Source organism: Rhodovulum viride, assembly GCF_003265965.1.
Lineage (GTDB): Bacteria > Pseudomonadota > Alphaproteobacteria > Rhodobacterales > Rhodobacteraceae > Rhodovulum > Rhodovulum kholense.
Map to the genome: position 1 here is coordinate 93,498 of NZ_MUAV01000001.1, position 20,520 is coordinate 114,017.

General features: G+C 58.9%; 14 protein-coding genes, 1 tRNA gene and 1 pseudogene. 8 read left to right on the plus strand and 8 right to left on the minus strand.

The features are described 5' to 3' along the window. Positions 1-26 precede the first annotated feature (26 nt). Entirely contained in the window at positions 27-635 is a 609-nt protein-coding gene (locus BYZ73_RS00445; RefSeq protein WP_245943013.1) for a hypothetical protein, read from the plus strand. Between the two features lie 753 nt (positions 636-1,388). Then, positions 1,389-1,592 carry a hypothetical protein gene (locus BYZ73_RS00455; RefSeq protein WP_112314471.1) on the plus strand — a complete coding sequence of 68 codons (204 nt, stop codon included), beginning with the start codon at positions 1,389-1,391 and terminating at the stop codon, positions 1,590-1,592. Between the two features lie 28 nt (positions 1,593-1,620). Here BYZ73_RS00455 and BYZ73_RS00460 read toward each other — a convergent pair whose 3' ends face one another. The 5 genes from BYZ73_RS00460 to BYZ73_RS00475 all read right to left on the minus strand — a co-directional run bounded on the left by BYZ73_RS00460 (position 1,621) and on the right by BYZ73_RS00475 (position 11,488). After that, the gene (locus BYZ73_RS00460; protein ID WP_112314472.1) at positions 1,621-2,907 is read right to left on the minus strand and encodes a Fic family protein; all 1,287 of its coding nucleotides are present in this window, start codon (positions 2,905-2,907) and stop codon (positions 1,621-1,623) included. Positions 2,908-3,054: 147 nt separating this feature from the next. Next, the gene (locus tag BYZ73_RS22600) at positions 3,055-3,201 is read right to left on the minus strand and encodes a hypothetical protein (protein WP_181497920.1); all 147 of its coding nucleotides are present in this window, start codon (positions 3,199-3,201) and stop codon (positions 3,055-3,057) included. 171 nt (positions 3,202-3,372) lie between these two features. Then, positions 3,373-3,633, minus strand: a complete 261-nt coding sequence (locus BYZ73_RS00465; RefSeq protein WP_112314473.1) for a hypothetical protein — start codon at positions 3,631-3,633, stop codon at positions 3,373-3,375. Positions 3,634-3,665: 32 nt separating this feature from the next. Continuing rightward, the gene (locus tag BYZ73_RS00470) at positions 3,666-4,571 is read right to left on the minus strand and encodes an ArdC family protein (RefSeq protein ID WP_112314474.1); all 906 of its coding nucleotides are present in this window, start codon (positions 4,569-4,571) and stop codon (positions 3,666-3,668) included. Between the two features lie 485 nt (positions 4,572-5,056). After that, positions 5,057-11,488, minus strand: a complete 6,432-nt coding sequence (locus tag BYZ73_RS00475; protein ID WP_146746239.1) for an NACHT domain-containing protein — start codon at positions 11,486-11,488, stop codon at positions 5,057-5,059. An 851-nt stretch (positions 11,489-12,339) separates the two neighbouring features. Between BYZ73_RS00475 and BYZ73_RS00480 the strand changes: the two genes are divergently transcribed. Then, positions 12,340-13,431: a hypothetical protein gene (locus tag BYZ73_RS00480; RefSeq protein ID WP_112314475.1), complete on the plus strand. Its 1,092-nt coding sequence runs from the start codon at positions 12,340-12,342 to the stop codon at positions 13,429-13,431. On the opposite strand, the gene BYZ73_RS00485 is transcribed toward BYZ73_RS00480, so the two are convergent. Beyond that, positions 13,426-14,229 (minus strand): hypothetical protein, encoded by an 804-nt coding sequence (locus tag BYZ73_RS00485; protein WP_112314476.1) that lies wholly within the window; start codon positions 14,227-14,229, stop codon positions 13,426-13,428. The genes BYZ73_RS00480 and BYZ73_RS00485 overlap by 6 nt on opposite strands. A 103-nt stretch (positions 14,230-14,332) precedes the next feature. Here BYZ73_RS00485 and BYZ73_RS00490 point away from each other — a divergent pair, with 103 nt between their 5' ends. From BYZ73_RS00490 to BYZ73_RS24090, 5 genes and pseudogenes are all read left to right on the plus strand, one after another. Further along, entirely contained in the window at positions 14,333-15,466 is a 1,134-nt protein-coding gene (locus BYZ73_RS00490; protein WP_220086774.1) for a hypothetical protein, read from the plus strand. A 19-nt stretch (positions 15,467-15,485) separates the two neighbouring features. After that, positions 15,486-15,941 (plus strand): hypothetical protein, encoded by a 456-nt coding sequence (locus BYZ73_RS00495; protein ID WP_112314478.1) that lies wholly within the window; start codon positions 15,486-15,488, stop codon positions 15,939-15,941. 4 nt (positions 15,942-15,945) lie between these two features. Then, positions 15,946-17,667, plus strand: coding sequence for a type IV secretory system conjugative DNA transfer family protein (locus BYZ73_RS00500; protein ID WP_112314479.1), 1,722 nt, complete (start codon positions 15,946-15,948; stop codon positions 17,665-17,667). A 33-nt stretch (positions 17,668-17,700) separates the two neighbouring features. Further along, positions 17,701-18,132 carry a hypothetical protein gene (locus tag BYZ73_RS00505; RefSeq protein ID WP_112314480.1) on the plus strand — a complete coding sequence of 144 codons (432 nt, stop codon included), beginning with the start codon at positions 17,701-17,703 and terminating at the stop codon, positions 18,130-18,132. Next, positions 18,116-19,171: pseudogene (locus tag BYZ73_RS24090) on the plus strand (recombinase family protein); the annotation flags it as partial. The gene BYZ73_RS00505 and the pseudogene BYZ73_RS24090, both read left to right, overlap by 17 nt. Before the next feature lie 493 nt (positions 19,172-19,664). Here the strand turns inward: BYZ73_RS24090 and BYZ73_RS00515 are convergent. Together BYZ73_RS00515 and BYZ73_RS00520 are read right to left on the minus strand one after the other, a co-directional pair. Then, a tRNA-Arg gene (locus BYZ73_RS00515) sits at positions 19,665-19,741 on the minus strand. A gap of 214 nt (positions 19,742-19,955) precedes the next feature. Then, positions 19,956-20,345 carry a response regulator gene (locus BYZ73_RS00520; protein ID WP_112314481.1) on the minus strand — a complete coding sequence of 130 codons (390 nt, stop codon included), beginning with the start codon at positions 20,343-20,345 and terminating at the stop codon, positions 19,956-19,958. Positions 20,346-20,520 lie beyond the last annotated feature (175 nt).

Here is a 20,520-nt window from a genome sequence, read left to right on the forward strand (position 1 = left end):
TTCTGAGTGATCTTTGGAGGTTGGGGATGGCAAAACGCCGCACGTTTGAAGAACTGGTCGGGAAAGAATTTCGCTGGCCTGAACCTGGCGATGATCCTTTCGATGTTCATGACGATGAAGAGAACCACGCTTGCATTGCAGGAGATGATTTTTCTCGCTTCGTACTGATGGCTGAGGGATACCGGCAATCCGCTGATGCGCTTGTTGATATGGCTCTCGCGGACTGGCGCGAGAAGGACATCCTGATCTATCCGATCCTGTTCCTGTATCGCCATGCCTTAGAATTGAACTTGAAGTATATCATCAACGTGTACGGTCGCTACGTTGGGATCGACCCCGTCTGGAACAGCCATGATTTTCAGGTTCTCTGGCCGCGTTTTTTGGAGGTTCTCGACCACTTCGGTACCGATGATCCCGACAAAGCGGACCAAATCGTCGGCGGTGTCATCGCGCAGTTCGGAAATGTTGACCCAGGGTCGTTCTCTCACCGATACCCCTATGACAGGTTCGGGAAACCAATTCCGCTTGTGCGCGACCGAATGAATCTTACCACGTTGAAGGATGTGATGGATGGCGTGTTTGGGTATTTTACCGGGACGGACGGATACCTGAGCGATTTGGCGAAAGCATCTTGAGCAATCACGGCGGTGATTTGGCCGGAGCCGCAAACAAACGGTGAAAAGGGGGCGCTACGCGCGCCCCTCTTGCTTGTGGTGACACTTTGCGCGGCTGGCGCAGGGCGATCCGTCCGCCGATGGGAGAGCATCTCAAGCTGCAGCGTATAGCCTGCCCCGTCCTTGTGTTTCCATGCGGCTCCGACCTTGCTCCAGTAGGATTTCCGCCCTTTCGGGCCACGTGCCATGCGAGGAATTCCGGGGCGTTGGCGGGGTGCTGGTTGGAAATCGTCTCTTTTCTGTGTGCTATGATCTTATCTCCTGTGTTCGGGGTTGGCGCTTCATGCCGTTTCGAAAGAGCGGACAGAGAAGGACGGCGGTCAGGTCCTACACGGCCTGACCACCGCGGGCGGTGGTTAGGGTGGTGCGGGCCGGACCTTGACGGGCGTCCGCGTGCGGTCACGGACGAGGTATGCGAAGAAGAAGCGCTGACCCACAGACACTGTGGGATGTCAGAACCACCCCCAAGCATGAGACGATCTGCCGATCAGGGCTCCATCGCCTCCGGCGTCTTTCACAGACGCGGTCCCCACCGGACCTTTCATCGAAGAAATCTGTCCTTCGCACAGAGCAGGGAGAGTCTGGAAACAAGGGGCAGGCCCTGCTGCACATATGTTGCGCCCGCAGGCGGTGTATCGTCTCCTGCTTCCGTGCCGTGGCCGATGTCAGAAAGGCCCGGATGTTCCGGGTCTCCTGGCAAACACAGAGGCCATCATGTCCCTGATCTTCAATTCCCTCGCCATGGAGGGCTTGTCCGACGCCGCGCTGGAGTGGCTGCGATTCGCTCTCTTTCAAATGCTCGGCTCTGCCCGGCTGACGGAAGCGGACTGTCAGGTCCTGCGCACCGCACTCGCCCGCATCGAGAATATCCTGCGCGCCCGGCGGGAATTCCATCCGCCGGAGGGACCGGCGCCATAGGTCCCCGCGCGCCTTCACCTGAGAGGGGTCAGCTCAAGTCCACGCCGTCGAGGTCTTCGGTCTTCAACCGGTAGCGGATGAGATTTCCTTCATGTAGCCCCCTGAACTGCTGGTGCACATAGGACACCACCGCGTCGCGCTCGTCTTCCGGGATGCCATGCGCCTCAGCCATGGCGAGGATGTCATCCGGAACGAACGCCTTTGCCTCCAGAACGCAGTGGCGAACGGCATCGCGAACGAAACCGCGATAGGCAAGCGCGGCTTTTTCCGGCGCTTCGACTTCGGCTCGCAAGACGCGGTACTTGTCGGCAGAAGCCAGATAGCTCTCGATATAGACCTCGCGCAGAAGCGCCACGTTGTTCAGCTCATAAATGCCGATCAACCCGTCGATATAGGTCGCGTCATCCATGGTGAGGAACGACATGGGGGCAAGGTCGGCTTTTAGAAGCGGGATGTTGGAGGCCACGCGCGACGTGCGCTTGTTGATATCGACGAAGGCCTGCAGATAGGGAATGTGAACAAGCAGGAAGAACGACTGCTCAAACGGATCGTCGATTTCTGAGGCCTTGTGGAGGAGGATATCGAACTCCTCGCCGATGACCACCGCGTCGTCGAGCGGCGTATAGCTTGAATGAGAAATACCGACCGCCATGGCACGCAGCCGTCCGGCCATCGCCGGATCGGCCAGCAAGCCATCGGCCAGTAGTGCATGGATGTTGAAAAGATCGGGGCGGCTCAGGCCGATGTCGGCGAGGTTGTTCACCACATACTGGATCGCTTCCTTGTGGTTGAGGATCATAAGCGCTTCCTTGCGATCCTTGCCCTCGGCGGCTTCGCCGAACCGGATCAGCCGCTCGGTCTGCAGGATGTCGTAGGTGTTCCCTTCCATGCGGGAAGAGGCCCAGGACAGATCGACAAGGAGTTGTTCGAGGATGCGCCGGGCGTAGGTTCCGGCGGGGATGGGTCCGCCAATCGGTCGCCCGGCCTCATGGAGCCGGGCGCGCTCAGCTTCCGGCAGATAAAAGCTGCGTCCCGGAATGTAGGCGTCGAGGAACTCCGGCTTGTAGGTCACGGGCGGGCGTCTGTTATAGGGCGTTTGCAGGTGCGCCCGGACCACCGCCGATCCGGCAATCGTGTAGTTGGTCGCGCGGCCCTTGCCTGCAACCTGCAGCTTGCCGCTATCGACCAGACGGCGGAGAGCTCGCCAGATCGTGGTGTCACTTGCCTCGCGTGCCACCTCGCGGCGGATCGTTTCGCGCTGCGAACCGGGGTGTGCGGCGATGTAGTCGAGGATGGCCTGATCGAGGGAGGGCATGAAACGTAACGGCAGCTTGGAGAAATATTTAAGTACATATAATATATGTATTCTTCAGGATACGCAAGCAATCGTTTCATGTAAAATGAAACGCAAAATCTGTCCCGTCCGAATGAAACGAGAGAGGAGGCACATGCAACGCTTATCCTATTGATAAGAAACGACCTTCTGCTCACGCCATGAAATCATTTCGCCGCCGCTGAAACGTTTGCGGCCCTGGAAAGCACAGTCCGCCTCTATGATCTTCGGATCATATTCCGGTTTTATGATCTCCACGCCATACGGATGAGCCATGAACCGGCCACAACATCCTCACGGACGCGCGTAAGCCATTGCCATCAATTGGTAATTCAAAGCTCTGAAAGCGGCCAGAGATGAGGACCTTAGGATGGAAGACGCCCGTGAGGTTCGGTAAATACAGGAAGATGCGCCCGCCCTGGCGGGCGCGAAAATTTCCTGCACCGCTCAAAACAGCCTGAGCTGCGCGCCACTCCAGCCCGTGCGCTCGGCCTCAAAATCCAGCCATGCGGAGACAAACGCGACCGCGCCGCCATGGGCGGCGACGGTCCCGACCGGCAGAAAGTGTGAGCGGCAGCCGGTCTCGGTGACGGGCAGCGCGACCCGCCCCTCCGTCATTAGCTCTATGTGATCGGCCATCCCGAATTTTTCCGGCGTGAAGGTGATGGCGATTTCGATCCCGCGCCATGTGATACTGTGATGTTCCATAGGTTGCCCTCCGATAAGGTGGAGACCGCCGCTTACGCGGCGACCCCTTCCTTGTGCTGTTCGGTGTTGGTTTGCAGGCCGTGCAGGTAGTCGGTCGCGCGCTGCGCATGGGCGGCAGCGGAGAAGATTGCCCGCTTGTCCTCCTTCAGCACCTTCAGCCAGTTCTGGATATAGGCGGCATGGTCCTCGCCCGGCTCAGGGGTCAGGGCCAGATCGGCGCAGAGAAACGCCGCGCCCAGCTCGGCAACCAGTTCCTCGCGCGCGTAGCCTTCATCGCCCCAGCGCTTGCGCCCGAAATCCCGGTCCAGCCGGTCCTTGTGCTTCGTCCAATGGGTCAACTCATGGGCCAGGGTGGCGTAATAGGCTTCGGGGCTGTGGAAAGATTCGAACACCGGCATCTGCACATGATCGGAGCCGCCGCTGTAGTGGGCGCTGTTTCCGCCATGACGAATGTCGGCGCCGGTGGCGGCAAAGAACGCCTCTGCATGCGCTATCCGCTGCGCAGGGTCGATCAACGGCTCGGGCTTGGCGTAATAGTGCTCGGGCAGCCCTTCGATCTGTTCGACGTTGAAGACGGTATAGCCCTTCATGAAGGGGATTTGCCGCTCCTCTTCCTCGCCGCCCTCCTGTTCCTCGGTTCTGGTGATGGTGCTGGCATAGACGACCAGATTGCCGCGCTCGCCCTTGCGCACATGCGCACCCATCTCTTTCGCCTGTTTAAAGGTCATCCAGTGCGGGGAGAGAAAGCCTGCCTCAACGGCGGCCCCCCAGAGCATCAGCACGTTGATTCCGTTATAGGGCACCCCGTTATGGCGCAGGGGCCGCACGATCCGCCCTTCCATGTTCCCGGCGGACCATGGCTTCAGCCATGTGAGTTCGCCCTTCTCCAGATCGGCGATGATCTTGTCGGTGACTTTCTGATAAATATCCTGTTTCATTGGCTTTTTCCTTTCCTGAATTGCCGGTTGCGCATGCAACCGGGACTAGGCCCGCGCCAATGAGCGGGGGGACGGCTGTCCAGACCGGGACCGGCGGAGGGGGATCACCCGGCCTGCACGACCGGAATGCACATGAAGGGAGGAAGGCTGGGGACACCGCCGGGCACGCCCGAGGCCTATGCCGAGGGCCTGGTCTTGACAGCCAGGGGGCCGCAGGCCCCAAAACAACGGAATTCAGGCGTCAGCCCGTCAGGGCTGGCCGTGTTCTGAAATGCGCAAGGGATGGAAGCCCACAGGCCGAGACCCGCCGTCGCCGAAGGCTATGGCGAGGGCTCGGTTCACGACAGCCCGACCCGAAGGGGTGCTCTCATCGGATTAGTTCGCCCTAATCCGGAGTTTGAATTCGTTTGTTTCCTTGGCAAACAGACGAGATCAGGCGGTTCATCATGGGTGGGATTTTAGAAAGACATGGTGAACAAAAAGATTCAGTATATTCTCCGTGACGCTTTCTTCGCATGCCAATATCTGAAATTGCCACTCATCAATCTCAGTCCAACGTAAACAGCGCGAACGCCAGTTTCGTCATCATAATCCTTATAAGAAGGCGACTTGCTGAAATTGATACTGTAGGCGAGCGCCATTCCAAGCTTTGAAAGTGACGCGTCAAGCCACAGAGGTGAGGCCCATAGAATTGCGCCTTCATTCTGAAACTGTCCGCCTTCACGATCAGGCTGCCACCCACCCCAAACCTGACTTCTCATGCACGCTTGGCCACTTTCGGTAAACCACGTTGAGCAAGCGTCGTCCGCTTTAAGACAAAGCTCGTTCGCGACCAACCTCCCGAGACGCGGGCGGTTTGCTGCACCTCTTGTGGCTAGCTCGTCTCCTTCATCGATGCCGATTGGATAGGCCTCTCGCTCCCAAATCCACGCATCGAATGGCGGTTTCTTTCTGTGATCGCTTGCGTACCCGTCCGATTCTAGCATCGGCATCCAAAGATCATGGTCCTCTTGTTTTACGAATGCCTCGGTGCTTTTTACTGCGCCACGGTTTTTTGTGAGTGTTGATACTATTCGTACATATACGCCATCTCTCGATTTCCAATGGCCATAGATTGGCACCCACTGAGAAGGTACAGCGCGGAGCAGACCAATTCTCGTAAGAAGGGTTTCCGCGCCCTGAAGGGTTTCCTTTCTATCGATCCTGGGTCCCAAGAGAGACTCAAACGCCTGTATTGGCGCTCCGTCTTTGCGGTCGGCAAGCCACGATCCTTCCTCAAAGTGGATATCATGCTCACTCAGCCATTCAACCCAAGGGCAAGAGAGTGGCGAGTCGTAGCTCGCACGCACGATAGGCTTTGTCTTGAGCAACGACGTTGCTGCCTGCAAAAGAGCGTGCATTTGCATATGCTCGCGGAATGTCTCGGTCCGGTCATGTCGATCCCTGCGGAATCGATCATGTCCTGGAGCTTGGTCCATGCTGGTGACTTCGGGCCACCGCAGCATGATCTCGCGGCCAAGCGCGTCCTGCGCTTCGTTCTGTGAGATGCCAAACAACCGCGCCAGCCCCGCGATCTGGTATTTGTCGAAGTCGTACTCGAACGAGAAGTCGGATTTTTCGGGGCCTTCTCCGGGCCACTCACCTCGTTCAGTACATCCGTGGGGAGGAATGTTGATTTCCTCCCAAAGAGGCATGAGGGAGGCATTCGGATCAGCCTCCTCACTGAGGTTCCTGAGACAACGCGCTATGTGAAGCTTGTGGATCGCATGTAGATCATCGCGAGAAGATAGCTCTACAAGCTTGGGCTTCAGAACGGCAATGCGGTCTTTTTGCATGAGGGCCGCACGAGATAGCCCCATGAGAAGCCAAAGTTGAGAATTTTGGAATGCAAGGTACTCGTTTTCGGATTTCAGGCTCTTGACCTCCCTGCAGTCAAACCGCGCCAAAAGCTCACATAGATCGTCCAGGAGACTTAGCTCAGCAAGAGACGCCACAGCACGCGCCGTGGACCATCTGATAAAAGCATCAGGATGGCCAAGAAGGTGCCAGAGCGCGTCGGCCATCACCCCTTGCTCGGTTTTTGCCGGGAGCATTCGCTCTTGGAATGCGCCTTCTCCAATATCATCGCCAATCTTAGCGGCCGGCCCCGCAAGAAGGTCCTCAAGTGAACCGAGCGCTGCTTCGGGAGAAGTGGTGGCGCAGATGCTTGCTGCCACTTCAAGCCACTCATCGCCGCTCAGCTCTACCCCTTCGTTTGCAATGGCGGATAGGACCAGGCCAATGATCAGTCGCCGGTCACCTGTTAGCGCTGCCAACCGAGAAATAGTTCGAGAGATGCCTGAATATTTAAGGTCGAAGATTTCTGAACCCCTATGCTCAAACAATCGCTCAATGAATAGGCGAGCATTGTTAGCTAAAAATATCGAAGATGATCGCCACGATTCGCAATTCTTAATAATGTGGTCGACGATGTCGTCAATCCGAAGTTGATGAACCTCGCAAAGCGCATAGGTGAAACTGATGCGTGACTCAGAGTCAAGACACGTCTCGCGCAGTCTCTCAACAAACTCTCTCTTGGCTCCGTACGAAAATGACTTGTCTTCTTCTATTTGACCGAGCGACTCATCGATTGACGAAGCCGAGCTCACATCGCAAGTCTGTACGATTTTCGCAAATCGGTAGTCCACTACATGTGCATTGAAATCTTCTTCCCGGCGGTGCAAGGGCTCGGAGGCACTTTGGTAGCTGCGAGCTTGGTCCTCTTTGCGGCGCAGGTGTTCAGATATCTCCGCCATTCGTTTGAGATCAGACAGCACTTCCTCGCTGAGGGCGCCCGGAAACTCGTCCTCTACGTCGATGAGGGCTTTCCATCCCGACGACCAGCCTCCGCCCCAATGCTCCTCAAGAAGTTTGCGTACGACTACATGGGAAATGGGAGCGCGTTGTTCGGTTTGGGATGCCCGCAGAGCGTCTGACAAGCCTCTCGCAACCTGCCACTCGTGCCAGCCATGGTCGTCACAGACCGTTAGGAGGACAGCTGCGCGCCGGGGGTCGAGCGAGCCGTTACTTGCCAGGAAACAAGCAAGTTGGGGCAGACCATACGAAAAGTCCGCAACGTCCTGATCTCCCCAGCGGATCAGCTTGTTGATGGCCGAGAAGCCGATCGATCTGGCGGCGGCACTGCCGAACAATGTCCAACCAAATTTGCTGGGCTCCTGGTAACAGATGATCTGACAGAGGTTCATAAGCCGCTGGCCCAACTCCGGCTTCAAGAAGCCTCCGTGCTGTACCTCCGCATATCGCAATATCGAGTAGACAAGATCATAGTCGTCTCCGCCCATCTGGTCTAACTGGGACAACCCAATCTTGTAGTACTCTTTGGCTTCATCGCGCCCAAGCTGGAGCGCAACCTCAGCAAGTTTGACGTCGTTTTCTCCGCGTTGCTCAATCGACTCATCTGCATTTATTTGCGCGGAAAGCGTCTCTGCGAAACTTCCCGCGACGTCGCCGAGATTGTCCCGGCGTGACAGCAAATCAAGTACTTCCAGACGTTCAGATATTGAGAACCGTGGGCCAGAAATTATCTCTACAATCGTATTTGCATCTTCGACGTCAACATAACTCGAAAGCCGGAGCAAGACCTTTGCAAGCTCTACACCAATAGCCCTAACTAGGATATCACTAGCTTCCTCGGACCTCCAATGAATACCGGTCCGAATGCTTGCCTTCCAAACCACAACAAAGTCATGCAAAAGTGTACGATCTATGGGCTTCTTCTCAAGCACCGCCGCCTCAAGGGGACGAGAAAGCGCCAAAGCGAGGTCCACCCCGTCTGCGATTCCATCGCACTCACGTTCAGAATATTGCCGTTCCCATTGTTTCTTGACACTTCTGCGAGAGTTTCTTGGCGTCCGATACACCTTTAGTCCGGCGAGGTAGTCACGAAACTCTTTACGTGATGACACCCCCCGTAGGGCCGCTGTTTGACCAACTTCGCTCGGTGCGAGGTGATAGTAGGTTGCCGAAGTCCCTTTGGTCCACGCACTCAGATAGGAGAAGAGAACGGGCGTCCAGATGCGTGATGGTCCATGCCTTTCGCCATAGTCAAAGTGCCTAGGCCGTGCGGTGGGTGCGGTTGCGAGAATCCGGGTGGCAGACTGTCGTGAGTTAAAAAGAAGCGCAACGAGGGCAGCAGAGCCTACCTCGTTCTCAAGAGAGCGAGTGTGGTCGTAGTCGCGACCTGTATCATTGAGTTTCGGATTATCCGCCGCGGTCGAACTTGAGGCCCTGGCTATCCTGCGATATTCATCCGGCTGCAAGCAGCGCCCCTGCGAGAGCAAGCTAAGCTGTAATGCAATCGATCTACAGTTCTTACTGCCCGCAAATGCAGCAATCCTATTCAGAAGACCACCATTGCTGGAAAGATCGAATTGATGAACTTGTCCGATTAGGTCCTTGACAACGGAGAAGGCAAAGCGCGGACCAAGCGTCGACAGATTTCTTGAAACGAGCTCAAACTTACCGGACACGAGCATGTGCATCAATACTGCGCTAAAGTCGCGTGCCCTAGGCCCGGAGCGATTGTAGCGCTCGTCGTCGGAACGGTTGTCTAAATACCATCTTATCCAGCCCCCTGTTCTATTTGCGTGAATTGCTGCCTCTTCTATCTCTCCTTGAAAGATATGGGACACGGTCAATCTCGCGTTTCGAGCGCCGTGCCACCCTGTACGGTCGTTGAATAGACGCCTGGAAACGTCGCGGTCACCGAGAAGGACAGCAAGTGAAGGAGAAAGCCTTATGAAGTGGTCACCTTTGGCATTCGCGGACGCTACCTCAACAAGCTTCATGATCAGTCGGAGGACGCGATCATTGTCTGCCGCCGTCACGGCCAATCTGAACGCGGCAAATAGCCTTGCCTGTCTCAAGCGACGTCGGCCATAGGCGGATTGAACACTCGTCGGATATGCCGAAGAGCCCGCGAGCAGAAAAGCCCTGTCGCTGTCATTGATGGCAACGAGGAAGTTTGGCAGAGCCTCGGCTGCATACAAGGATTGGGATTGACGCACCGACAGGCGCTCAGCAATGGCCTGCTGGGACTGGGTGTCCGTCGAGTAGGTATCATGAATATAAGTTTCGGTTGGTTCATCTCGAAAAATTGCTCCTTGTATCTGGACTTCAAGCATTGGGGCAAGATCAGAAGCCGCACTATCGACCTGAGAGAGAGGCCAGCCGAGTGCATTGGCCAATTCTTCCAACGGAACAGGGGGAGGGAGCAGTGAAATCGCTGCAAAGAACTCACGGATTTCTTTGTCTGGCCAGCCCTTTACGTGAAGGTCGGCAAAAATTCTGTCGCACTTCTGCGCGATCAATTTCTCGGCAGTTATTTCCTGCTCGCCTGCCATTCCACGAACGTTCAATTCCCAGCTGTCGACAAGATGCTCCAACACGCGGGCATTACCTCGTGACCGTGTGATCGCAGTCTGGATTTCTATGGGCGTCGCATTCGCCTTGCGCGTCCTTAGAAACTCCTTTGACTCAGACTCAGAAAATGGACCTAAGGCGAAGCGCTCAACTTGGTTTCGGCCAATTACATCTTCCATACGATGTGAGCGGGCAGTAAGTAACAGCTTCACGCCCGGTATCGGAGAGGCGCTCAGTGCTTCAAGAAGAAGCCTTGGAAAGGCCTGTTGCTTCCGGAGGTCTGCTTCAACCTGAGCATTGTCGGCCGCGTCGATGATGATGAGTACACCCCGTTTCAAAGAACGCTGTGGGATTGTCTCCGCGCATTGGGTCAGTCTTCTTAGGGCCGCCTTGATCAGTCCGACATGATCGGCGTCATATGGTAACAGGGGATCACAGTGACCACGCTTTGCGAACTCATTTACAATTTGGATCAGGCCAACGCTCGGGAGGTGGCGAGCGTGGCTTTCGATCCTGTAGGAGCCACCTCCAAAGCAATCAAACACCACGGCTTCATAGTTTTCGCTCGCTTTCGCGGCGAGGCTTTGAACAAAAACAGTCTTCCCAACACCCCCTGCCGCATGTACAAAAACTGGATTCATTGCACGGTCGATCAAATCGACGACCTGGGAAACCGCATCTCTATCAATAACGTCTTTTACATCAATAAACTGAGTATCGGCGGGAAAAAGGTCCTCTTCATGGCACGCAAGTGCATCGAGAACATCCTCTCGCTTAATCAGATTGTTGTTTTGACCCGATAGTCCGGCCTTTTCGCGCACACGTTCAGTCAAGCCAAACAAGCGATTCCTGGCCAGATAGTCTGGCCCAGCTGACCAATCAGCGACCGTCCGTTGAAGAGCTTGAACCTGCGATGGGAGACTTTGGGTTTCGGCTTGGAAGGATGTGCGGGCTAAGAGGTATTGGGCATCCACGCCTTTGGCTTCACACCATGCCCTCAGGTTTTTGTACTGCTTTTTTGCCTGCAGCGTCTCTGGAACAACATTCTTCTTAAGGCCTTCGATCCCGAGCTTCAAATGGTCGGAAAATTCGGTGTTCGTCACGAAGCAGAACGACAACTTCGCATCAACGGTGTCGTCTGAGAAGCTTTGTCGATAGTCGAGTATTGTGTCGCAGAATTTCTCGATGGTCTTTCTTAGGTAGGAAGACGTTTCTAGGCCGGGGCTCGCTCTGTATTTGAACTGGATTGTTTCGAGACGAGAGCATGACTCGAATGTGGCTCCGTTTCCGTAGTACAAGACAAGATCGGCGATTTCGTCAGCTGACGAACTCATCTCTGTAGATTCCTCAACCGACAGGCCCTCAACGGCGATTGCGCAGAGGTCGTCTTTCGGGAAGACGAGTTGCAAAGCACGGCGCGCCGTCCAGCGTTCGTGAAAGGTATGTCCGTCACGTGACGATCTTACAGTGTCATCATTCGCTATTGTTTTGGGCACAGGTCAATCTTTGCTTTTTTCGATTATCCAACCCTACGATATATGGTGTAGTCCATTCGCTCAAGCGCATCATGTGCTGTTCTGAACGAACGCATCCGGCCTGCGCGTTCTCTGAGATGCAAGAGGGTGTGGAGGGCTCCCATGCGCTCTCGGCGACTACAAGGGGGGAGAAGCAAGCGTTTCGTCCCGGTCACGGGAGTATCAGGGCTGCTCATGTGTTACCTGGTTGGTCATACAGGCGGCCAAACGGTTTCATGTGGGGTTCAGGGGCTTAGACCCCCGATCGGGTCCAGCGGCGATGCGCTGGCGGCATCCAATCCGCGCAGGGTTGGTCGGGGTTCCAGGGGGTGTGACACGCACTTTGGTCGATGGGATGGTTCCAAGGAAGGGCAGCGCGAAAGCTCCCTTCCTTCGGTCTCGATGAAGTCGTCTCCATGAAGTGGTCAGGGGTCTTGGGGGCAGGAACGCCGCCCAAGTCGATGGGGTGCAGGGGAGAGCGAAGTCTCCCTTGCGAGTGGGTTTCAAGGGGCGGTGATACGCCCCTGATCCATGGTTTGGGTGCAGGGTGGAGAGGGACGTCTCCAAGGCCCTGCTCGTGGTCAAGCGGCGAGACGGTTGGTGGCTCTGAAGGGGTTCGATACCCTGGAAGAGCCATGGCCGGGGGGATGCAACGGGGACGCGCAGCGGGTCCCCTTGCCAAGATGGTGTTGTAGTACAACACACATCTTGCGTTTCACGCTATCGCTGGATTCCGGGGGCCTCAGAGGCCCAACGGGAAAAAGTTCGAACCCCGTCGCCAGGCTGGCCTACACTCTGCGACGGGCAGGAACACTGCGGAGGAGAATGACCGGTTGAGCGGATTCGGCAAGCAGGCTTTGTTCGGGCTCCACTGTGAGCGGCTGGAGCGCCTGCTGGACCGCACGTTCGACCTCCTGCATCAGCTTGCGCGCCATCTGGAAGACGCCTTCGACTTCCCGTCCGGTCGGACGCTGGAGGTCCGAGTGAGCGAGGAGCCGGTCGTCAATGCGCGTGCTTGTCTGGAAGAGGGCGAGAGCCGGTATGGCATCGAGTTCACGCTCGGGATGATCATATGGCTGGATGGGGTTGCCGCGACACTCGCCGCGCATGTCGCGCGCGACTTCGAGGAGGCCCCATATCCGCCGCTGGCGCTCGACGCGGGCGGGGATGACTGGCGCGCGGCGTTCAAGCACCGTCTCGATCTCAGTTCGCAGCACCTGCCTGAGGACCATCACGGGGCCTGGGAAAGCTTTTTCCAGAAGGCGCTCCTCGGCATCTTCGCCCACGAATTCTTTCATATTGCGCGCGGGCATCTCGACTGGCAGCGCGCCCGCTACGGCGCGGCAGAGGTGAATGAACGCTCCCTGCGCCAGACAAAAGCACCGATCCGTTCCGATGAGGTCCGCTATCTGGAATTCGATGCCGATATCTTTGCGGCCAGGATGGTGGCCCATCTTGCCTTCGATCCTCCGGAATTCCTGATCCGCTGGCGCGTCGGGACCTCAACGGAAAGTCTGATCGAAACCCTGCTCGGCCTGACGCTGTTTTTCGTCTCCATCGAGGCGGAAGAACGGACCCTTGGAAGCCGTGCCCCGGATTATCCCAGACCGCTCCTGCGGATGATTGTCATGGCGACCTTCATGAGCAGAAGCTGGTCCCGTGCCAATCCGTCCGGAGATTTCTGGATGGAGGTCTTTGCAGGAGCGCTGTCTGTCCTCAGCCTTTTCGAAGCGCTTTATCCTGAGATCGATCTCTTGCGGACACTTCTCGACAGCGGGGAGAACACAAAACTCATGGAAGAAGCGGACCGGCTCAGCGATTTCTTTGACACGCTGCAACCGGACATTGTCGAATACGCTTTTGACGGCGCAGGGTTATGGCCGCGCGACGAAGATGAGTCGCTCTATATCGACCCGAAGTCATGACACGCCCTTTTCGGTAAATTCGATCTCGACCGCGAAGAGGCGGCGCGCAGATTTTTCCTGCGCCTCAAAATGACGCTGGAAATGGGCGAGCAGCGTGCGGTCGGGCGGAATGCCGTCCCGGCCTGCGAGGAGCAATTCAGCAGGAAACGCGCTCGGCGCCTGCGCGGCAATAAACAGATGGCGGCCAATCTCGTTGTCCTCGATCAGGAAGGACACCTCGCCGTTTTCCTCCGCGCCCGGCAGATGGATGCGCAACCGGTCGCGGTCGAATGTGCAGGGCACGACACCCCAGCCGCCGGGAGCAGCCTGCAGCGCGAGCGCAAAAACAGCGCGTGATCTCGTCGAAAACTCGATGCGGAAGGCCTGCCCTATTTCCACATGAAATTGGGGCGTCCCCTTTTCCCGACGCGCCCGGCGCACCAGAGAGAGTGAACCGGACTCATCGAGAAACAGCGCGGCGCTTGCCCGGTCCGCTTCGCGCACGAGGAGGTCGCGAAGCGACCGGTCAGGTGCGGCCCGCAGCAGGTTTTCCAGATCGTCGGCTGGACCAAGAAGCAGTTCCCGCACCCGATCCTCTGAAAGGTCGGGCAGCGCCCGCGCGTAGAGGCCTCGGAAGGCCTTCTCGGTCCTGGACGGAACGGTATCGGGCGGCGTGCCACTGCTGCCATTGACCCAGCCGCGCAACGTGATCTCGCTCCGCCCAAGCGCCGCCGCGATCTCCGCGCGGCTTGCGAACTGCCCGGTTTCGACCAGGAGCTGAAGTTTGCGCCTGAGTTCCGGCACGCTGAGTCCGATCATTCCACGAGCCCCGTTTCCATCGGTCCGATGGGGAAATGATCGGGAATCTGCCTCGCTCTGTCACCATCCTCGGCCCCGACCCCGTCCGAATTTTCAAGCGAGGATGCACATGACCAGGCGCAAACAGGACGCACAGCCGCCGCTGGAGCGGCTCCAGAAGAAACCCCTGCCACCGCACTCGAAGCTCCTGCTGCCGGTTATTGCCGGGGCATCGGGAGGCCTTCTGACCCTTGCGGTGCCCGATCTGATCGGCGCGGACGGCCTGATCGACTATCTCAAGTGCGGCGTGATCGGAGCCGCCGCGACGTTCACGGCCTATACGGTCAACCGCTTCGCACTGGAGAAGGGTGCGTTTCAGGCGGCCATTGGCTCTATATATGCGGCTCTGACCAGCACTGTTTCCGTGCTGGCGGTCGGGGCGGGATTCTTCGCTGCAACCTATGCTGGCTTCGTCAAGAACGAGACGGACCGGCTCCGGCTTCAGGACTACAACGCGGAATATTCCGCCTGGCTGGACCAACGGGTCAGCGCCGTACAAGGGACAAATAGCGGCGGCGCGACCCTGCAGGCCATTCTCAGCGATCTCGCTGCGAAGGTCGCCTGTGAAGCGACCAGTTCCTGCGTGAGCGGTGTCGGCCATGGCGGCAAAGGTCCGGCCTTTCGTAACCTCTCCGGGACCTATGGCAGCGCCGAGGCGATTGCCGCACAGCTCAGCGGCGCGGAGGCCGCGAAGGCGGATGCGCTTGCACAGCTCGGGGGGCTGCAAGGCGCGATGCGCGGCGTTCTGTCCGATGGATCGCTCTCGGCGTCCGAGCGGCGTCTGCAGGCGCAGGCAATCACCCGCGAGGCCGCATCGCTTCTGAGCGTGGTCGAGGACGACGCGCCGTCCGGCATGCTGGCCGGGTTCGGGGCGCAGCTCATGCAACGGGGCAGTTCCACGCCGCAGGATCGCCTGCTGGCCTCCTACGGGTCGCAGCTTGTCTCGGCGGCCTCCCCGGTGCGGACCTCCGGCATGACCCCGCCGCCTGCCTTTCCAATGGAAACCGGCGTGGCCGATACCCTGCGATTCATCCCGCATTTCCTGCCCGTAGCGCTGCTGGTCGCGGTCTGTGAACTGATCCTGCCGATGACTCTCTGGCTCTACACCTTCATCGATCTGCGCGTCCGGCTCGAACAGCAGGAACGCGCCGCGAAGCGGCCCCAGCGCCGCCGCCCTCCCACCAACCCGAAATCCTGAACACGAAAGGACCCTGACCATGACCAGGACGAAAAAACCGACCGCCAAGCCCCCGGCCCGCCGGGTGACCTCCACCCCCAAGCCGCCCGTCCTGCAGCGGATCGAGCCGCAGCGGATGCCGCGTCAACCGCTCGACCGCAACCGTCTGATCCTCTGGATCGGGGCGCTCGTGGTGGCCGGGCAACTCGGCCTGCCCGCGCATCTCAAGCCCTTCCGGCTGGCGGGCGAAGCGGCGGCGCAGTTTCACGGGGCACTGTTCGACGAGGTGAACCGCAAGGAACTGGAACTCACCCAGCAACAGGCCATTGCCCAGCGGATGGCCGAACTGCAGGCCAACTATGCGACCTGGAAGGGGCTCTGCTCGATGACGGGCGCGTTCGAATACCAACTCGGGGCCGCCTGCATGATGGCCGCCGATACGCACTACCAGAACGCGCTGCGGCAAATCCGTAATTCCGAGCTGATGTACCGGTAGCGCCATGGCCGGATATCGCGATCTGCCGCGCGGCACTGAGGGTCAGGGAGGCGACAGCCCCCTGGCCACAGGCCGCTGGGCGACCCCCGAAGAGATTGCCGAGTTGGCCTATGAGCCGGGTGATCTTTATCTCGGTACGCTGCCGGTACCCTCTGACGCCGCTACCGATGAAATCGACGATTTGCGGGCGCGGCAGGAGGCGATTGCCTGTGACACCGCGCGCGATCCCGACCTCCGCGCCGCCGAGATCGATACCCTGCAGGAAGAAATCGACGCGCTGTCCGAGACGGACAGTCTGGAGATTGGTCTGCGCGATGATCGCCATCATCTGATGGTCGGGGGCAGCCGCGCCGGGAAAACCCGGACCGTGCTCTCCCCCAACCTGAAACGCTATCCCGGCAGCGTGGCGGCGACCGACCCCAAAGGCGAACTGACCACCGCGACGCTGGCGCATCGTAGCGCGCCGCTCGAAGAGGGCGGGCTCGGCCAGACCTGCCATGTCATGGACCCCTACAACGTCTCGAAGCTGCCGCCCGAGAGGTGGGCAACCTTCAACGCGCTCGATCTGGTGGACAATGACGACGAGCAGGCCGTCGATGTCGCAGCGAGCCTGGCCGACATGATGATCGTGCGGGCCAATCCCGAAAATGAGCATTTCGACGACAGTGCGCGGATGTTCGTGCAAGGGCTGGTGCTGTTTGTCGCCGAGACCCATCACGGCAAGGCGAGCCGCAACCTTGTGACGGTGCGCGACTACCTGATGGCGGGCGCGCCGCTCGAACAGAAGCGCAATGCGGCAGAGATTTCGGACGCGGACAGCCTCACACCGTTCCTCTACTTGCTGGAGATGATGCGGCGCTCCGAGGCCTTTGACGGTGTCGTCGCCGGGGCGGCGGAATCCCTGCTGACGATGGGCGACCGCGAACGCGGCTCGGTGCTTTCGACGGCGCGCCGGTCCATGGAGTTCCTCGGGCGGCGTCCGATGCGCCGGGCCTTGGCCTCGTCGAGCTTCGACCTCGACACCGTGAAGACCGATTCAAATGGCGTCACGCTCTATCTCTGCCTGCCACCGCAGCGCATGCATGATTGCGGGCGCTTCCTGCGCCTGATGATGGGCATGCTGGTCGAGCGCATCTACGCCATCGAGGAGCCGCCCGCGACCGGGCATCCGGTCCTCGTCCTGCTCGAAGAGTTCCCGGTGCTCGGCCACATGCCGGTGATCGAACAGGCCGCAGGCTATGCGGCGGGCTTCGGCCTCAAGCTGCTGATCGTTATCCAGGACCTGACCCAGCTCCAGCGCCACTACCGCGAAGGGTGGGAGACCTTCATCGGCAATGCCGGATGCATTCAGGCCTTCGGCAACAACGACCAGACCACGCTGGACTATCTCTCGAAGAAGCTTGGGGAGTGCGAGATCACCCAGACCACGCACAACATCGCGACCGCCTCCAGCGCCTCGACCAGCGATGCGAGCGCGCATGCACAGATGCAAAGCCTGATGGCGGCGCGCGGCGAAGCGGGCATCATGACGGGACCGCTGGGGCTTCTCGCCGATCCCGTCTCCTCGGGCACCGGCACCTCGACGACTGAGAGCTGGAACCGCCAGACGAGCCGCAGCCCGCTGCTGCTGGCGGATGAATTGCAGGGACTTCTGGCCCGCGAGGAAGGCAGCCAACTCGTTCTGATTGCCGGAAAACCGCCGATCCTGATGCGGCGCAGCACATGAAGTTCTTGGAATGTTCGCGCAAAGAGGTGTATAATGAAACAAGATGACAAGCGGACACGTCGCGCTCAGCGCGAGGTCCGCTTTTTTGTTGCCGCACCGGGAGTGCAGGCAGAGGAATTCGAGATGTTGGATGGAATGCAGTTTTTCGAGACATATGAGCCAGACGGGAAACCGGCTGTCGTGCTCGATGTGGAAAAATACCGCCATTTCCTCGACGACTCCGCTCTCACGGAGGCGCAGAAGGACGAGGTTCTGGACCGGCTCTGGCAGATCGTCGTCACCTTCGTCGATCTCGGCTTCGGCGTCCATCCCGCGCAGCTTGCCTGTGGAAAACTCCGGCAGAACGGCGCGGAAACGCGCGCAGAGTCCCGCGATGTGCTAGACTGCTCGCATCGCGCAAAAGAACGATTTGAAGACGCTGTCCTCCGGACGGCGGAGGATGAGTCCAATGAAAGAAGCCCTTGAACGCGCCAGTCAGCAGCCAGCCCAACCGGCAGTGATTTACTGCCGGGTGTCCTCGGCCAAACAGAAGGCCGAAGGCTTCGGCCTTGAGAGCCAGGAGCACCGGTGCCGGGAATATGCTGAGAGCCGGGGCTACACCGTCGAGGCGGTCTTCCCCGATGATGTCTCGGGCGGCGGGGATTTTATGAAGCGCCCCGGCATGGTGGCCCTTCTCAGCTATATCGACGCGCAACCCTCGAAGAATTTCGTCGTCATCTTCGACGACCTGAAGCGCTTCGCCTGCGATACCGTCTTCCACATCAAGCTGCGGCAGGAATTCAAGGCGCGGGGCGCTAGCGTCGAGTGCCTGAACTTCCGCTTCGAGGATACGCCGGAAGGCACCTTCGTCGAGACGATCATGGCCGCGCAGGGCGAACTGGAGCGCGAGCAGAACCGCCGCCAGACGATCCAGAAGATGAAGGCGCGCGTCGAGAAAGGCTATTACGTCTGGAACACCCCGCCGCGCGGGCTTCGCTATGAGGCCCGGCGCGGCGAAGGCAAGGTACTGGTGCGCGATGAACCGATTGCCTCGATCCTCACCGAAGCGCTGGAAGGCTATGCCAGCGGTCGCTTCGAGACGCAGGTGGAGGTGAAGCGCTTTCTTGAGAGCCAGCCGCTCTATCCCAAGGACCTGCCGGACGGCACGATCCGCAATCAGCGGATTGCCGATATTCTGACCAACCCGACCTATGCGGGCTATGTCGAAGCGCCCTCCTGGGGCGTCTCGCTACGCAAGGGGCATCATGAGGGGCTGATCTCGTTCCAGACCTTCGAGCGGATTCAGGAGCGCCTGCGCGGCGGGGCGAAGGCTCCGGCCCGCACGGACATCAACGCCGATTTCCCGCTACGCGGTTTCATCCTCTGCGATGATTGCGACAAGCCCCTGACCGCCTGCTGGTCCAAATCCAAGACCGGACAGAAGCATCCCTATTACATGTGCAAGACGAAGGGCTGCGAGAGCTACCGGAAATCGATCCGGCGCGATCAGCTTCATGGAGACTTCGAGGACGTGCTGCAATCCGTCCAGCCGCGCCGCGGCCTGTTCCAGATCGCCAAGGACATGTTTGCCGATGCCTGGAATCAGCGTCTCTCACAAAGCGGCGAGAGCCGCGCGGCCCTGAAACGGGAAATCGCGAGCATCGAGAAGGACGTCGAGGGGCTGCTCGACCGGATCATGGAGGCGAGCAACCCGACCGTGATCGCGGCCTATGAGAAGCGGATTTCCAGCTTTGAACGCCAGAAGGTCGTGGCAGAGGAAAAACTGACCCAGATCGGGCGTCCGCAGAAGGCCTTCGAGGAGTCGTTCGAACTCGCCTGCAGATTTCTCTCAAGCCCTTGGAATATATGGGTAAATGGAGGATTAGAGGTGCGCCGGACCGTGCTCAGACTGGTGTTCCAGAAGCCCCTTGCCTATAGCCGGAAACAGGGTGTTCGAACCCCGGAAATATCGTTTCCATTCAAGGCTTTAGGTCAGATTTTCGGCGGGAATTTTGAAATGGCGCACCCGACAGGATTCGAACCTGTGACCTTCGCCTTCGGAGGGCGACACTCTATCCAGCTGAGCTACGGGTGCGTCGTCCGGTCTTTTAGCGTGGCCCCGCAGAGGACGCAATGACCGAAGCGCAGCTTTTGGGCAGTCTTTTCGTCGATCTTCGGCGACGCCTCGATCGCGCGGCCCGGGGGCGACGGGCGCCCAAGCTGCCCCCGACGGTGGTCCGGAGATTTCGACCCGTGCGGCCGGGCAGGGGACCGCGGGCGGTGGCGACATGCCCGCGCGGGCCGCAGCTCTAGACCATCAGGCCGCGGGAGCGGAGCACCTCGGCGACGGTCAGGGCGGTGAATTCCGTCTTCGTCCAGATCGCGACGACATTGGCCGCCTCGGCCTTGGCGCTCATGAAGGGCGAGGGCCAGTCGCTGACCATGACCACCGGGATCTGGCTCCAGCCGCGGTGTGCGGACAGCTCCAGAGCGAAATTCGCGCCCTTCCCGTCGGGAAGGGAATTGTCGAGAAAGATGATCGAGATCGGCTCCTCGTAAAGGCATTGTCGTGCCTCGGCGAGGGTGGCGGCTAAGCGCACCTGAAGCGACTTGTCAATGGCGGCGAGTTTCCGCTGCATGATCATCCGGTCGAAATCCGTATCCTCGACGACGAGGCAGATGGGTGCGGACTGAGTCATCCTGTCGGCCCCTTGTGGCGTTGGTCTCGATGCGGGCGTGTATTCTGGTTTCGTGAGCATCTCTGGTCTCGTGAAATGGAACGACGCCGCCCGACCCCCGCATGGAGGCTGACGTTGGGGAAAGCATACTCGAAAATGCCGCAGCGTCGCAGGAACAAATCATGAAAATACAACC

What these genes read in the sequence shown, in the direction of transcription:
- BYZ73_RS00445 (WP_245943013.1), top strand. Translation starts at nt 27, where the DNA reads ATGGCAAAACGCCGCACGTTTGAAGAACTGGTCGGGAAAGAATTTCGC.
- BYZ73_RS00455 (WP_112314471.1), top strand. Translation starts at nt 1,389, where the DNA reads ATGTCCCTGATCTTCAATTCCCTCGCCATGGAGGGCTTGTCCGACGCC.
- BYZ73_RS00460 (WP_112314472.1), bottom strand. Translation starts at nt 2,907, where the DNA reads ATGCCCTCCCTCGATCAGGCCATCCTCGACTACATCGCCGCACACCCC.
- BYZ73_RS22600 (WP_181497920.1), bottom strand. Translation starts at nt 3,201, where the DNA reads ATGGCTCATCCGTATGGCGTGGAGATCATAAAACCGGAATATGATCCG.
- BYZ73_RS00465 (WP_112314473.1), bottom strand. Translation starts at nt 3,633, where the DNA reads ATGGAACATCACAGTATCACATGGCGCGGGATCGAAATCGCCATCACC.
- BYZ73_RS00470 (WP_112314474.1), bottom strand. Translation starts at nt 4,571, where the DNA reads ATGAAACAGGATATTTATCAGAAAGTCACCGACAAGATCATCGCCGAT.
- BYZ73_RS00485 (WP_112314476.1), bottom strand. Translation starts at nt 14,229, where the DNA reads ATGATCGGACTCAGCGTGCCGGAACTCAGGCGCAAACTTCAGCTCCTG.
- BYZ73_RS00490 (WP_220086774.1), top strand. Translation starts at nt 14,333, where the DNA reads ATGCACATGACCAGGCGCAAACAGGACGCACAGCCGCCGCTGGAGCGG.
- BYZ73_RS00495 (WP_112314478.1), top strand. Translation starts at nt 15,486, where the DNA reads ATGACCAGGACGAAAAAACCGACCGCCAAGCCCCCGGCCCGCCGGGTG.
- BYZ73_RS00500 (WP_112314479.1), top strand. Translation starts at nt 15,946, where the DNA reads ATGGCCGGATATCGCGATCTGCCGCGCGGCACTGAGGGTCAGGGAGGC.
- BYZ73_RS00505 (WP_112314480.1), top strand. Translation starts at nt 17,701, where the DNA reads ATGAAACAAGATGACAAGCGGACACGTCGCGCTCAGCGCGAGGTCCGC.
- BYZ73_RS00520 (WP_112314481.1), bottom strand. Translation starts at nt 20,345, where the DNA reads ATGACTCAGTCCGCACCCATCTGCCTCGTCGTCGAGGATACGGATTTC.